This is a genomic window from Aquirufa sp. (genome assembly GCF_044377215.1).
Lineage (GTDB): Bacteria > Bacteroidota > Bacteroidia > Cytophagales > Spirosomataceae > Aquirufa.
In genome coordinates, this window is the sequence record NZ_JBILJM010000046.1 from 1 (window position 1) to 13,622 (window position 13,622).

13 protein-coding genes are annotated in these 13,622 nt (G+C 40.7%); 3 read left to right on the top strand and 10 right to left on the bottom strand.

All coding sequences use genetic code 11. The features are described from left to right. The 9 genes from ACIQ6T_RS10585 to ACIQ6T_RS10625 all read right to left on the bottom strand — a co-directional run. The coding region (locus ACIQ6T_RS10585; RefSeq protein WP_395786189.1) for a parallel beta-helix domain-containing protein at nt 1-707 on the bottom strand (707 nt) is incomplete at its 3' end. 5 nt (nt 708-712) lie between these two features. Next, a complete protein-coding gene (locus tag ACIQ6T_RS10590; RefSeq protein ID WP_395786191.1) occupies nt 713-1,069 on the bottom strand; it encodes a hypothetical protein in 357 nt (118 codons plus the stop codon). A gap of 32 nt (nt 1,070-1,101) precedes the next feature. After that, complete coding sequence (locus ACIQ6T_RS10595) at nt 1,102-2,466, bottom strand: alkaline phosphatase family protein (protein WP_395786193.1); 1,365 nt, start codon at nt 2,464-2,466, stop codon at nt 1,102-1,104. Then, nucleotides 2,451-3,629, bottom strand: coding sequence for a metabolite traffic protein EboE (gene eboE, locus ACIQ6T_RS10600; protein WP_395786195.1), 1,179 nt, complete (start codon nt 3,627-3,629; stop codon nt 2,451-2,453). The genes ACIQ6T_RS10595 and eboE overlap by 16 nt, the downstream gene beginning before the upstream one ends. A 1-nt stretch (nt 3,630) precedes the next feature. Then, nucleotides 3,631-4,776 carry a 3-dehydroquinate synthase gene (locus ACIQ6T_RS10605; protein WP_395786197.1) on the bottom strand — a complete coding sequence of 382 codons (1,146 nt, stop codon included), beginning with the start codon at nt 4,774-4,776 and terminating at the stop codon, nt 3,631-3,633. Nucleotides 4,777-4,786: 10 nt separating this feature from the next. Then, a complete protein-coding gene (gene eboC, locus ACIQ6T_RS10610; RefSeq protein ID WP_395786199.1) occupies nt 4,787-5,674 on the bottom strand; it encodes a UbiA-like protein EboC in 888 nt (295 codons plus the stop codon). Beyond that, nucleotides 5,674-6,579 carry a TatD family hydrolase gene (locus ACIQ6T_RS10615; RefSeq protein WP_395786212.1) on the bottom strand — a complete coding sequence of 302 codons (906 nt, stop codon included), beginning with the start codon at nt 6,577-6,579 and terminating at the stop codon, nt 5,674-5,676. The genes eboC and ACIQ6T_RS10615 overlap by 1 nt, the downstream gene beginning before the upstream one ends. A gap of 112 nt (nt 6,580-6,691) precedes the next feature. Further along, nucleotides 6,692-7,444 (bottom strand): EboA domain-containing protein, encoded by a 753-nt coding sequence (locus ACIQ6T_RS10620; protein ID WP_395786201.1) that lies wholly within the window; start codon nt 7,442-7,444, stop codon nt 6,692-6,694. Between the two features lie 51 nt (nt 7,445-7,495). Then, nucleotides 7,496-8,497 (bottom strand): glycosyltransferase, encoded by a 1,002-nt coding sequence (locus ACIQ6T_RS10625; RefSeq protein WP_395786203.1) that lies wholly within the window; start codon nt 8,495-8,497, stop codon nt 7,496-7,498. Nucleotides 8,498-8,603: 106 nt separating this feature from the next. Here ACIQ6T_RS10625 and ACIQ6T_RS10630 point away from each other — a divergent pair, with 106 nt between their 5' ends. From ACIQ6T_RS10630 to ACIQ6T_RS10640, 3 genes are read left to right on the top strand one after another with little or no spacing between them, the layout of a single operon-like run. Next, nucleotides 8,604-10,724 (top strand): prolyl oligopeptidase family serine peptidase, encoded by a 2,121-nt coding sequence (locus tag ACIQ6T_RS10630; RefSeq protein ID WP_395786205.1) that lies wholly within the window; start codon nt 8,604-8,606, stop codon nt 10,722-10,724. A gap of 32 nt (nt 10,725-10,756) precedes the next feature. Further along, a complete protein-coding gene (locus tag ACIQ6T_RS10635; protein WP_395786207.1) occupies nt 10,757-12,616 on the top strand; it encodes a YgiQ family radical SAM protein in 1,860 nt (619 codons plus the stop codon). 29 nt (nt 12,617-12,645) lie between these two features. Next, nucleotides 12,646-12,873, top strand: coding sequence for a zinc ribbon domain-containing protein YjdM (locus ACIQ6T_RS10640; protein ID WP_395786209.1), 228 nt, complete (start codon nt 12,646-12,648; stop codon nt 12,871-12,873). 149 nt (nt 12,874-13,022) lie between these two features. On the opposite strand, the gene ACIQ6T_RS10645 is transcribed toward ACIQ6T_RS10640, so the two are convergent. After that, nucleotides 13,023-13,622 (bottom strand): DNA recombination protein RmuC (locus ACIQ6T_RS10645; RefSeq protein ID WP_395786210.1); only part of this gene is annotated, 600 nt, incomplete at its 5' end.

The following is a 13,622-nucleotide window of genomic DNA, read 5'->3' on the forward strand; positions in this document are numbered from 1 at the left end:
GCAAAATTAGATAGGTTATTGTCTTCGATGAGGTTATCATGCACCTTGACGAATCCACCCTTTTTCTGAATTAGATCAGGTAAGTCAAAGACCAATATGCCTCCTGTATTTCCATAGGCATGATTGTGATGTACATCCGCATAAAGAGAGTTCTCTATCTCAATGCCCGCCACGTTTTGATAGGCAGTGCAATTTTTTATCTCAATGTTTTTAGATTGGCCCACATAAATTCCCGCATCGGATGCGCCTATGGCGATGCAACTATCGATTAAAATATTTGTGCAAAGTACTGGGTATAAGGCATAGGAACCATTTTGCGGTTTTGGGCCACCGGTCCATTCCGCTTTGATGCGTCGGAATATGATATCCTTCACGTGCATCGTTTTGATTAAATCACCTTTGGAATCCTGAACGGTCAAATCTTCCAAAATGATATTTTCACAATTGGTGATTTTAATCCCTTCCGCACCTGTTTTTTGGTCCTTAAAACTTAAAACAGTTTTATCCATTCCTTTTCCACGAATGGTGATTTTCTTCTTACCCTCTAACGAAAGACTTCCTGAAATTTGAAAATTACCAGCCTCAATTTCAATCACATCGCCATCTGAAGCAAGGATAAATTGCGTCTGAAGTGCTTTTTCAAATTGGGCTTGCCCCATGACTGGAGAAAGCCCAATGAATAATAATAAAACGAAAATGTATTTCATTTGAATTAGTTACGAGGACCACCCGCACGCATTTGCGTTTGCATAGTCTTATATTTTTCTAATTGCTCAGGTGTCAATATAGCCTTCAATGTTTCCAGTTGGCCCTCATTAATCTTCTTCATTTCACCCATCATCTCCTCACGATCCATACCCGCTTGACGGAATTCCATCATCTTCTCAACGCGTGAAACGAGTAAGGGTTCAATTTTATTCTCTTGTTCTTTCGTCAATTTCAACTCTGAACTCATGCGGTTCAATTGATTCATAGCCATTTCTTGTGGACTTGGCATCTGAGCGTGTGCCGCTTCGGCAGCTCCCAAAAGGGCAACGACCATAGCGATGGTTGTTAAGATCTTTTTCATTTTTTAAAGTTTAGTTTTTCAAGTTAATTAATTTATTCAAATACCGTATTCCAAATCAAGGAATAAACTTCTGTAGGTTCCATCTTATCAGTTGGCTGATTATCAGCAATATACAAGGGATAGTAAGCCTCGTCACAAAACGGACTCCCATGTGATCCCTTAACTAAAGTTGCATCCAAGGGAATCACATCCATCCGATAGCGGAATCCCGTCAGTTTACGTGCCAATTTATAGGCAGCGCGCAACTTAATCAACGGATTTTTGGGGTCCATAAACATCTCGACTGGATCGTACCCCGGTTTCTTGAAGATGTCCACGCAACGGGCAAAATCAGGTGCTTTATTGTCGGCCAACCAGTAATAATAGGTAAACCAGGCATCAGAATCTGCAATCAAAACTAAATCACCCGCTCGTGGGTGGTTGATATTAAATGCAGCTAATTCATCTCCTGAGAGTACTTTTTTGACACCTTGCGTTTGCATCAATAGCAGCTTAACCTCATCCAAAACGGATGCATCTGGACAATAAACATGTGCAATCTGATGATCAGAAACTGCAAATGCGCGCGAAGCACCACAATCTAATAATTCCAATCCTTGTTCCTCCCGTATTGCGATATAGCCTGCCTCACGTAATATACGATTCAAATGAACAGGTTTTGATACATCATTAATTCCGTATTCGGATAAGATAATTACTTTCGCACCCGTACGTTCAAAGTACGTAATCAATCGTTCAACCACTTGATCAATCTCCTGTAAATCGCCTTTAATCTTTTCAAAATCTACCCCGAATTTCTGCAAGCAATAATCCAAATGAGGTAAATAGATGAAAGTCAACGTCGCATCAAATTTCTTATCCACATAAATGGACGCATCTGCTATCCAATTCGTCGATTTGATATTCGCATTAGGTCCCCAGAAATTAAACAAAGGAAATGTCCCAAAAGCTTTCTGCAATTCATCTCGCAAATCAGCCGGATGGCTGTAACAATCAGGCATTTTCACACCATCTGAATGATATTGAGGCCGTGGTGTTACAGAATAATCAGCCGATGAATACATGTTGTACCACCAAAATAAATTAGCAAAAGTGAAATTTGGGTCTTTTTTATGTCCAGCATCCCAGATCTTTTCATCGTCCACCAACTTATTGGATTGCTTCCAGAACTTGACTTCGGAATCGGCTTTATCATACCAACCGTTACCTACGATGCCATGCGAACTTGGATATTTTCCTGTCAAATACACACTTTGAGATGTGGTCGTTACCGCCGGAAATGGTGGCTTAATCTTCGACTTCTTTTTGCCCGAAATATATGCGTCCAAAAAGGGAGTATATCGACCTAAAATACTTTCACTTAGGCCTACTATATCAATGACTACGGTTTTTTGCATAATAAGTCTTGAATATAAGTGACCTCACGTGCGATTGAGGTTTCAATCGATTCTTGGTATTCGGACGGCAAAACGCCCCATGTATAGGTCTCAATTTCCATCATGCGTGTAACGTTGTGCTGTTGATGGTAGGCCAATGTTTCTCCGATTTCTGCTTGGGTGGAATTCAATAAGCCATAGGAATCTAGGAACAAAGGCACATGGAAATGCACCCTCCATTCGTCATAAACTCCTTCTTTGTATTGCGCTAGTGCTTCTCCCAAATCCTTAAACTGCACATAGCTTCCATCTTTTTTCAATGCTTTCACCTGGTGTAAATAGGTCGGCTCTTCGTATTGTTTTAATGCTTCAATACGTGCTGACGCATCTTTTCGCAAATCTACGCGCAAGGCGGAACTGATTTGAATCTTACCGATGGAAATGTTTTTTTCAGCTAATTCGTGTAGGCAGTCAGCCGGTTTATCATATGAGACTCCATAATGACACACATCGAAACAGATATGAATATGTCTGCGCACCCAATCCTCCGGTATCCCTGCTGTGATCGCAAAAGGAATCAAGGTGTCTGTGTACCAATCAACGAATTCGCGGTGATTTTCTAATAATCCATCCGGTTCAGGTTCGATGTCAATGTGAATCCATTTACCCGTTTTCTGTTCGGTTTGCGCCAAATATGGAACTAGTTTCAATAATTCCATCGTGGCTTGACCGATCGCAGCACCGCGCTGATCCCACCAAAATTTATAAGAAAGAGGAGAAGTAGAAATCCCTCCTTCGTGTTGGTCTGAAGGCAATAATTGTACAAGTAAATCGATTAACCTTCGGGTATAATTCACGCGATCCTGCGTCGTCCAGTCGGGCGCATGCACTTGATCTTTAACAATTGTGTTATGGAATCCTCCATAGGGAAACCCATTCAACGTAAAAATGTAAATATCTTCTTCTGCTAGCCAGTTTTTAAGTGCTGATAATTTATTGGGATCTTCGATTAAATCAATGCTCGCCTGATTGGCAATGCGCAAACCTAATCCCATGGCTTGGTCGGGACAAACTTCCTTTTTGACCTTTGGGACGGTCGCTTGTAAATTGGCAAAATGTTCCTCCCAAATCTCTCCAGGATGGATATTGCTGCAATAACTCAGGTGTCCGTAGGCTGTTTTCATGTTAGGCGTAGGTGGCGAGTAAAGCAACGGATGCTTGGATAGTCTTGAAGTCCATTTCGTGCACTTCTTCCCCTTTTCCTAGGGCTTTCAACAAAGTGATGGTCAAGTGACCGCCCAAATGTTCTTGGAATTCTTGTAAGCCTTTGTGCAAGTTTTGGCAATCATTTTCTGCCAAAGCTGGATGGTATAAATCAAAGCCCAAGCCTTTAATTACGGCCAAAATACGTTCGCAATCGGAGATTGAAATTGCTCCAATTAAATGCGAGTAAATGCAATCCAAAGCAATACCGATGGCAACCGCTTCACCATGACGAATGTTGAAATCAGAAAGATATTCCAATTTATGTGCGGCCCAGTGCCCAAAATCCAAGGGACGAGCAGAACCCAACTCAAATGGATCTCCACCCGAAATATGCTTCATATGCAAGTCGGCACAACGATAAATCTGTTCCACCATCGCATCTTCGTCGCGGGCATTCATGGCTGAAACATTGGCCTCTAACCATTCGAAAAAAGCTAAATCTTTGATTAAAGCAACCTTAATTGCTTCCGCTATTCCAGAACGCCAATCGCGATCTTCTAAGGTTCTTAAAAATGCCACATCATTAAACACAGCTACGGCAGGAGCAAAGGTTCCTAAGAAATTTTTCTTGCCTAAGTAATTGACTCCATTTTTAACGCCTACCCCTGAATCATTTTGGGAGAGGACGGTAGTGGGTATACGAATCAACTTGACTCCGCGGTGGGAGATGGCTGCGGCGTATCCCGACATGTCCAAGAACGCACCACCGCCAATCGACGCAACGAATGAATGGCGGTCGATGCGATGTTCATCAATCGCTCGAACTACTTCTTCATAGAATCGCGGATCATTTTTACACGCTTCTCCTCCGGGTAAAACCAAGATTTCTGGAGCTAAATCGGCCACAGAATTTGATTCAAAATAGGAAACAATTGTATTTGTTAGTGACGGATGTGCATCTGCCACGCCTTTATCGATGACAAAAAGTATACGTTTCCGGAAATTGCTTTGACCAAAATTTGAAATAAAATCACACAAGGTTTTATTGCCCACATCAAACAAGTGTTTTGTAAAAATCACTTGGTAGCTAAAAGGAACTTGAAATTGCTGTTTTAAAACTTGCATGAAAAAGAGATTAAGAAACGGCGAATTTTTTACCCACCCATATCGAGATTGGTAATAACGCTAAGGTAACAAAAGCCATGTAATATTGTTCACTCACACTAACCCAGGCGGCATTCATTAAGATAAGTGTTAAAACACCTGTCTTAACTGTTTGACCAATATTAGGCCCAATCGGGTTTTTAATGGCTTTTATCAATTTTGAAAAAATCAAATAAGCATGCACCAAAACAAATGGTAGCATGAAAAGTAATTTATCTGCTTGTTGGCCTACAGCTATTTGGCTTCCATGTACCACGATAAATAGAAATGCGGCAAACCATAAAGGTGCCGACTGGCTTCCATGTACCTCGCCGCGACTCACTAAGGTAATTGCAGCTATGTAAATCAACGGAATTAAAATTAAATAAAAATGTTCCAATACTCCTAATTCATAAACGCTCATGCCTAACATTAAGTTAAATGCCCGACATAATCCCATATTAATTGGTCCAAAAATACGCATGTGCTTACCCTTATAATCGTAAAATAACGCAAATAGGGTAACGAGTACTGCTACGATGCCACTTAGACGACTCTGCCAAAAAGCTAAGAATATACCCAAAGATAATAACACAATTCCGCCGAATACCGCTTCAGCTCTTTGAATTCGGCCGCTTGGCAAGGCTCGCTCAGGACGTTCTAGGATATCCAATTCGTGGTCAAAAACATCATTAAATACGACTCCTCCCGCATATAAACACATGGTGGAAATCCCCAGGAATACGACTGGCCAAAATTGGTAGTCCAAGGTTCCAAATGTAAATCCCACAATAGCCAAACCTGCTAATACATCCGTTAATGCCGTGATTACATTGGCAGGACGCATGAGTTCAAGAAAGGCTCTAAATTTAATGCGCATTAGCGAATGATTAAGGAATCTTTGTTGATGCGTGGAGCTTGTCCACCCCGTAAAATTGTATTTCCGTTGAATTTTTGAGTTTGATCTATTTCCAATCCGTTGATGAAATCCGATTCTTGAATCTGTCCACTTTGTGCAAATGCATCAAGTGCATTTTGATACGTTACTAAACGAATATGTTCATCAGGAACCTCTTTAATCTTCATCAATGCGGCCGTTTTCGGAATCGCTAATGGATCCGAAATTCCCCAGTCGGCAGCAGAATTAACCATAATGCGTTCGGGTCCATATTGTTTTACTATTTCCACCATGCGCTCATTGCCCATTTTGGTAAAAGGATAAATCGTAAATGCCGCATAAAATCCTTGATCTAAAACGGATTTCACCGTTTCTTCATTGTTGTGATCGATAATGACCATGTTTGGTGCGATACCATGCTCTAATGCAATGGCCATGCTACGTTCCGTTCCTTTTTTCTTATCACGATGTGGTGTGTGCACTTGAACAGGGAGATTCATTTCCTTCGCTAGTTCTAATTGTGCACGGTAATATTTTTCTTCGGCAGCTGTTTGGTCATCGAACCCGATTTCCCCCACGCCCACAACACCTTCTTTTTGCAAAAACAAAGGTAAAATTTCCATTACTTGTTCTGCCAAAGCTTCATGATTTGCTTCGCGCGAATTTAGACCAATCGTACAATAATGTTTAATGCCAAATTGAGAAGAACGAAAACGCTCCCAACCTACTAAGCTCGCAAAATAGTCTTTGAATGACGCTAAACCGGTACGTGGTTGACCCAACCAAAAAGCTGGTTCAATCAATGCGACAACGCCCGCATCTGCCAAGGCTTGGTAATCATCCGTTGTCCGAGACGTCATGTGCACATGCGGATCAAAGAATTTCATGCCTTGGGTATATTGGGCAAAAGTTCCATCAACGGCATGCGCAGTGGATTTCTCTTGTTCAGTTCCTTCAAAATGAGAAGGATTTCCAATGGGTTTATGTTCTTGGCACATATTAAACGATGTAAATGGGTTCAGGTTCTTCTAATTCTTGCCAAAGTCCGTGCGTGCTGCCTGGATTTTGAACTTCTTGTTTCACTAAAGATGCAGCAACGACATCTCGTGGGTTTTTAGATAAGGCTAATTTTTCAATATCTGAGCGCAAACTTTCGTTCATAAATCGTGGAACAAGTCTCCATACTTGCGAAGGAACCCGGCGGCCTGCCGACCATCTTTCATGGGCAAAATCAGATAATGTATCGGCTAAGGCTTGGTTAGCGCGTTCATCTAATCCAATGATTTGATGAATTGCTTTATCGTTGAAAATGCATTTTAGCACTAATTGGTTCCAAGCCGCCTCGTTAAAATAGTCTTTTGGATACGTATTGCCAAAGGCTATTGCATCGAATACGGGTCCCATATTGGAGCGCACAGCATCCGTTGCACGCAACAAAAATGATGAAGGATTTGGTAAATAAGGTAATGAGCGAGTTAGTGCAACTGCTTCTTGCATTTCTGCAGTTTCGAATAACGCGGTTAGATTGGCTTCGTCCAATTGTGTTAGTATATCTACACGAACTAGTTGGTCTAAAGTCCAACCAGAGAACTCACCACTTTCAATATTTACTTTAGAAATAAATCGGGGAACTTTTACAAAAGCTAAAGCCAGTGCTTTACCCGTTAAGGTTTTTTGCTCAACTAGCCAATTAGATTCGGCTTCACTGGCAAGTGCTGCAATGGTTTCAATGATATTTATATTCGTTTTCACGGCTAATTAGGTTCCTTTCAACGAAAATACTAAAAAAATCGAGGATTTTTATTATTTAATGACTTGATCAATATTCTCATGTTGTTTAATCCGATAGGGTCCTTTGCGAAGAAGGAGAATTGGAAAAAAATATCGATACAATACAGCTAATTTTTGCGTAAAAATGCGTTGGTTTTTCGTGTCATGGTCCAAGGGTTTCTGGGTCAATATATTTAAGCAAATTTTCCAAATCCAGAAAATGGGCGCAAGCAATGTATAGTTCAAGTATATTAGTGAAAATGCTAAGATCCCATAGCTTTTTCGTACCCAAAGCAAATTCGATACTTGTATTTGAACAGAAAATCGATTAACCCACGAGTATTCAGTACGTCGAAATTCATTTTCTTTGATTAAATGGATGAAATTGACATCTTTAAAATAGGCTAATTTGCCAATTTTACTTAAGCGAAAACTTAGCTCTGCATCTTCAGCATACATAAAAAAGTCTTCATCCCAGCCGTTTAGTGCGAGTAAGTTCTCTTTAGATGCCATGAGAAACGCGCCTACTAAATTATTAGTTTCCTCGGATCTTGAAAACTGTTGGCTAGGTAAAAGCAGATTGATTAAGCGGTGGAAAAAAGGTTTATTAGGTAAAATATAAAAATCCCTACGTATATCATTTAAGGTGCGGTAATAGGGTAAGGCTTGTTTGTTACTATCGAGTTGATTTCCACCTAGGGCAACTAACGATTTATCATACACCAAATGTTGCATTGCCTGATGAATACTTGTATCAAAAATGAGTGTATCCGTATTTAAAAATAAGATATATTTGCCTACTGCAGCTTTTAATCCTATGTTATTAGCAATTGAAAAACCGGAGTTATATCCTGCATCAATCCATCGAGTTTCAGGAAATTCAGTAAGAATTTGCTCATTTGCATTTGGAATAAAATGATTGTCAACCACAATACATTCAAACTGCAAATTGTTTGTATGCGCGTACACACTGCGCAAACAATTTAATAAGAGCGCTTCTGTTTGGTAATTAACAAATACAATTGATACATCCATCCAAATCAAAATTAGTTTGATTTTATTTTAATTAGACGTCTCCAAGTCTTTTTCTTTTCCAATGTCTTTGCAATTCTTTATATTTCCGCTTCAAAAATACATGACTATGAATTTACGTTACCTATTTATTTTGATTTTGTTTACGTTTATTCAATCAGAGTCATTAGCACAAAATTTTACGTTTGAGGCGATAAAGTCTTATGCTTTCCCAACCGAATTGGTTCGTTCAAAGAATGGAGATAAGATTGCATGGGCATTAGACGAAAAAGGCGTTCGAAATGTTTATGTGGCGGAATCTCCGAATTTCGAGGCTAGGAAGTTGACAAATTTCAAAGAGGATGATGGTCAAGAAATAACGTCAATTTCCATTTCAGATGATGGCAAGTGGGTATTATTTGTTCGAGGTGGAGATCATGGTGCAAATTTTGATGATGAAAGAGCGGTAAATCCATCTGGAGATACAGAACCCCAAATGGTTCGTGTCATGCAAATTGCTTTCATTGGCGGACCTATTCGTGTCATTTCTGAAGGGGATTTTCCAGTCATTTCACCCGATAATAAAGTCGTTGCTTATATTAAGGAAGGCCAACCTTGGGTTTGTAAACTGGATACGAATGAGAATGAAGATTTTTTAGAGGCGCCTATTCGTCTGCTAAAAACAAGGGGGGCGGTACATTCGTTAGCCTGGGCCCCGACCGGCAATAAGATTGCTTTTGTTTCGAACCGTGGTGATCATTCTTTTGTGGGTTATTTTGAACTTGGAAAATCAGTGGTTAATTGGCTTGATCCTTCTTTCGCAAAGGATATTAGTCCGCGTTGGTCACCTGATGGCACCCAAATTGCTTTTGTTCGCACACCAGCGGAAGGGGGGTCGACGGATTCGCTTACCCAGCGAAAGCGTATCCCTTGGTCTATTCGAAAAGTTAGCTTACTTCTGGGGGAGAAGTCTGCGCTAGTTTGGGAAGCACCTAATACCTATCGCGGTTCATTGCCGACAACGGACGGTGGAACGAATTTATTTTGGCCTCGTGTGGATCGATTGGTATTTACTTCATACCATGATGGCTGGCCACATGCATATTCTGTTGCATCTACGGGTGGAGTCGCCTTATTATTAAGTCCTGGTGATTTTATGGTGGAACATGTGCGTGTCAGTTCAGATGGAAATTCAGTATTTTTTGATGCCAATACAGGGAGTGATGTGACAGATAAAGATCGCCGACATATTTGTCAAGTGTCTGTGGATAAGGCAGATATGAAGGTTTTAACTCCAGGAACGGGCATTGAATGGTCGGCAGTCTCGGTTTCAAATGGTTATATCTACATTGGGTCGGGGGCAAAGAAAGCACCTCAATTGATGTTGGCAGGCTCATCTACTACACGCTCATTGACGGAAAGTTTAATCCCAACGGAATTTCCTGCAAGTGCTTTGGTTGAACCCAAACAAGTGATATTTAAATCCTTGGATGGCCTAACGATTCATGGGCAGATTTTTGATTCTTCAAATGGTACGCAGAAAAAACCAGCCATTATTTTTGTGCATGGAGGGCCGCCTCGCCAAATGTTATTGGGCTGGCATTATTCTGATTACTATGCGAATGCATATGCGTTGAATCAATATTTAGCCAATTTGGGATTCGTTGTTTTGTCAATAAATTATCGGTTGGGAATAGGGTATGGATATGACTTCCAAAATCCAAAATCAGCAGGCCAATGGGGAGCATCTGAGTACTTAGATATTAAGGCAGCAGGCGAGTGGCTAGGCCAACAATCTTTTGTGGATAATAGAAAAATAGGGATATATGGTGGATCCTATGGCGGTTATTTAACTGCTTTGGGTTTAGCTCGTGATTCCAAGTTATTTGCTGCAGGTGTTGACATTCATGGTGTGCATGATTGGGCGCATCAGCAAGAGATTCCAATGGAATTATTGTCGGGCCCACATAAAGCTCCTGACGCAGATTGGGCTACTAGTTTAGCCTATCGATCTTCACCTATTTCTTCAATTGATACATGGAAATCACCCGTGTTAGTGATTCATGCGGATGATGATCGTAATGTATCGTTTAGTCAATCAGTTGATTTAATTAATCGATTGCAAAAGAAAAAAGTTCCGATGGAATCGATGGTGATTGTTGATGACACGCATCATTGGATGAAGTATTCAAATACGCTCAAAGTATTTCAAGCCACTGCTGATTATTTTAAGGCTAAGCTTTTGAAATAGGTTTCACGTTGATTTTAGTTTAATTTTGCACCATGCAAGAAAGACCTATAACTGACTGGCTTCCCTTGACAAAAAAGGAAGTTGAAAAACGTGGCTGGGATGAACTCGATGTTATTCTGATTTCAGGTGATGCTTATGTCGATCATCCGGCGTTTGGTGCGGCGGTGATTGGTCGAATCATGGAGAGTGAAGGTTTGAAGGTGGGTATTGTGGCGCAGCCAAATTGGCAAGATGATTTACGTGATTTTAAGAAGTTAGGGAAACCAAAATACTTTTTTGGTGTAACGGCAGGTTGTATGGATTCCATGGTGAATCATTACACGGCTAATAAGCGGTTGCGTTCCAACGATTCATATACGCCGGGTGGTGAAGCGGGTTTTCGTCCTGATTATGCTACTACGGTTTATTCCAATATTTTAAAGGAGATTTATCCGGATGTCCCAGTTTTAATTGGTGGCATCGAAGCTTCATTACGACGTGTTACCCATTATGATTATTGGGCTGATAAATTATTCCCATCGATTTTAGTGGATTCAAAGGCGGATATGTTGGTTTATGGCATGGGTGAACAACCTTTGCGTGAAATCATCCGTGGTGTAAAATCTGGTAAGCAATTGTCGGAATTAACCGATATTAATCAGGTGGCATTTATTCAAAAGCAATCGGAAGCTTTACCGGTGGTGGGTGACTGGGAAACAGTTGAGTTAGCGAGTCATGAGGTTTGTTTGGAAGATAAGATTAAGTATGCGTCCAACTTTAAGATTGTGGAGGTTGAGTCAAATAAGTGGCAGGCAAATCGCATCACACAGGCAGTAGGCGAGGAGTTATTGGTGATTAATCCGCCGTTTAAGACGATGGAAGAGGTGGAGATGGATAAGTCTTTTGATTTGCCTTATACGCGCATGCCACATCCAAAATATAAGAAACGTGGGCCTATACCGGCTTATGAAATGATTAAGTTTTCGGTCAATATGCACCGCGGGTGTTTTGGTGGGTGTAGTTTCTGTACGATTTCCGCGCATCAAGGTAAATTTATTGCTTCTCGGAGTGAGAAGTCGATTATGAAAGAGGTGGATGAAATAACAAAGCATCCAGAATTCAAGGGTTACATTTCAGATTTAGGGGGTCCATCGGCGAACATGTATCGCATGAAGGGAAAGGATGAATCCATTTGTGCCAAATGCGTGAGTCCATCGTGTATTCACCCGGTTATTTGTAATAATTTAGATACAAACCATACGCCATTGACGGAGATTTACCGTAAGGTGGATGCTCATCCAAGTATTAAGAAGGCGTTTGTTGGCTCGGGTGTTCGCTATGATTTATTGGTGGATGACTTCAATAAAAACAACCAGGATGGTAATCACGATGAATACATGGAGCAATTGATTACGCGCCATGTATCTGGTCGATTGAAAGTTGCCCCTGAACATACATCGGATGCTACGTTGCGGGTGATGCGTAAGCCCTCGTTCAAGTACTTTCATGCGTTCAAGAAGAAATATGATGAAATTTCTGCCAAATTTGGCCTGAAACAGCCATTGATTCCTTATTTCATTTCATCCCATCCGGGATGTGAGGAAGAAGATATGGCGAATTTGGCGGCTGAGACAAAGGATCTAGGGTTTCAATTGGAGCAAGTTCAGGATTTTACACCTACCCCAATGACGGTGGCTGAGGTGATTTATTATTCGGGTGTTCATCCATACACCTTGCAGCCGATTAAAACAGCAAAGACTAGAGAGGAAAAGCAGAATCAGAATAAGTATTTTTTCTGGTATAAGGCGGAGTATAAGGATTGGATTCGTAATCGGTTGACGTATTTAAAGCGACCGGATTTAGCCCAACGATTATTGGGATTTAGAAATAACAAAACGGGTTGGAAGAAGTAATTCTGATTTTAATTTAAAACAAGAATTTGATGGAGGATGTAGAAGAATTAATCGTGCGTGATAGTAATGGAGCAATTTTGAAAGAGGGCGATTCGGTTACGGTGATTAAAGATTTAAAGGTACGTGGATCATCTGGTGTGATTAAACGCGGGACTATGGTAAAAAATATTCGCTTGACAGATGATGCGGCTGAGGTAGAGGGAAAAGTTGAGAAATCAGTGATGGTTTTACGGACGGAGTTTTTGAAGAAAGCGTAAATAAGTCGCTAGTCATTAGTCACTAGTCGTTATACCGGATGGGATTAGTCCTGGTTCCGGAGGTCTTTTTACCTCTTACCTCTTACCTCTTACCTCTTAACTCTTAACTCTTAACTCTTAACTCTTCATTCTTACTTCTTAACTCAAAATTATTCTTCCTCGATCTCGGGTTCCTCATCCTGAATCAGTCCTTGATTGAGTTTTTTGGTCGATTTAATACCAAGTTTATGTAGTTTTTCAGCGCGGATAATTAGGTTTCCTTTTCCTGTGCTCAATTTGTTAATTGCTCCTGTATGGGCATCTTCAGCACGTTTCATGTGCTTGCCAACATCTTCCATGTCTTGGGTAAATGATACGAATTTATCGTAAAGATCACCCGCTTGTCGGGCAATTTCAATGGCATTTCGAGTTTGGTATTCTGTTTTCCAAACGGATGCTATGGTACGCAAGGTTGCCAATAGGGTAGAAGGGGAGACCAAGACGATTTTACGTTCCCATGCGAAATTGAATAAGGTGGTATCTTGGCTAATCGTTGCTACAAAACCTGATTCAATTGGGATAAATAGAATGGTAAAATCAGGGCTATTTAGGTCGAGACCAGTATGATAATCTTTGGCTGATAATAATTTGATATGCGTTTTTAGTGACTCGATGTGTTCTTTAAGTGCTTGGTCTTTTTCAATGGTACCTTCTTCGGCACTAGTGTAGCGCTCGTAGGCAATTAGAGACACTTTTGAGTCGATGATTAG

Excerpts from the sequence above, each read along its gene's own strand:
- ACIQ6T_RS10595 (WP_395786193.1), bottom strand. The coding sequence starts at position 2,466 with ATGCAAAAAACCGTAGTCATTGATATAGTAGGCCTAAGTGAAAGTATT.
- eboE (WP_395786195.1), bottom strand. The coding sequence starts at position 3,629 with ATGAAAACAGCCTACGGACACCTGAGTTATTGCAGCAATATCCATCCT.
- eboC (WP_395786199.1), bottom strand. The coding sequence starts at position 5,674 with ATGCGCATTAAATTTAGAGCCTTTCTTGAACTCATGCGTCCTGCCAAT.
- ACIQ6T_RS10630 (WP_395786205.1), top strand. The coding sequence starts at position 8,604 with ATGAATTTACGTTACCTATTTATTTTGATTTTGTTTACGTTTATTCAA.
- ACIQ6T_RS10625 (WP_395786203.1), bottom strand. The coding sequence starts at position 8,497 with ATGGATGTATCAATTGTATTTGTTAATTACCAAACAGAAGCGCTCTTA.
- ACIQ6T_RS10615 (WP_395786212.1), bottom strand. The coding sequence starts at position 6,579 with ATGAAATTCTTTGATCCGCATGTGCACATGACGTCTCGGACAACGGAT.
- ACIQ6T_RS10635 (WP_395786207.1), top strand. The coding sequence starts at position 10,757 with ATGCAAGAAAGACCTATAACTGACTGGCTTCCCTTGACAAAAAAGGAA.
- ACIQ6T_RS10640 (WP_395786209.1), top strand. The coding sequence starts at position 12,646 with ATGGAGGATGTAGAAGAATTAATCGTGCGTGATAGTAATGGAGCAATT.
- ACIQ6T_RS10590 (WP_395786191.1), bottom strand. The coding sequence starts at position 1,069 with ATGAAAAAGATCTTAACAACCATCGCTATGGTCGTTGCCCTTTTGGGA.
- ACIQ6T_RS10605 (WP_395786197.1), bottom strand. The coding sequence starts at position 4,776 with ATGCAAGTTTTAAAACAGCAATTTCAAGTTCCTTTTAGCTACCAAGTG.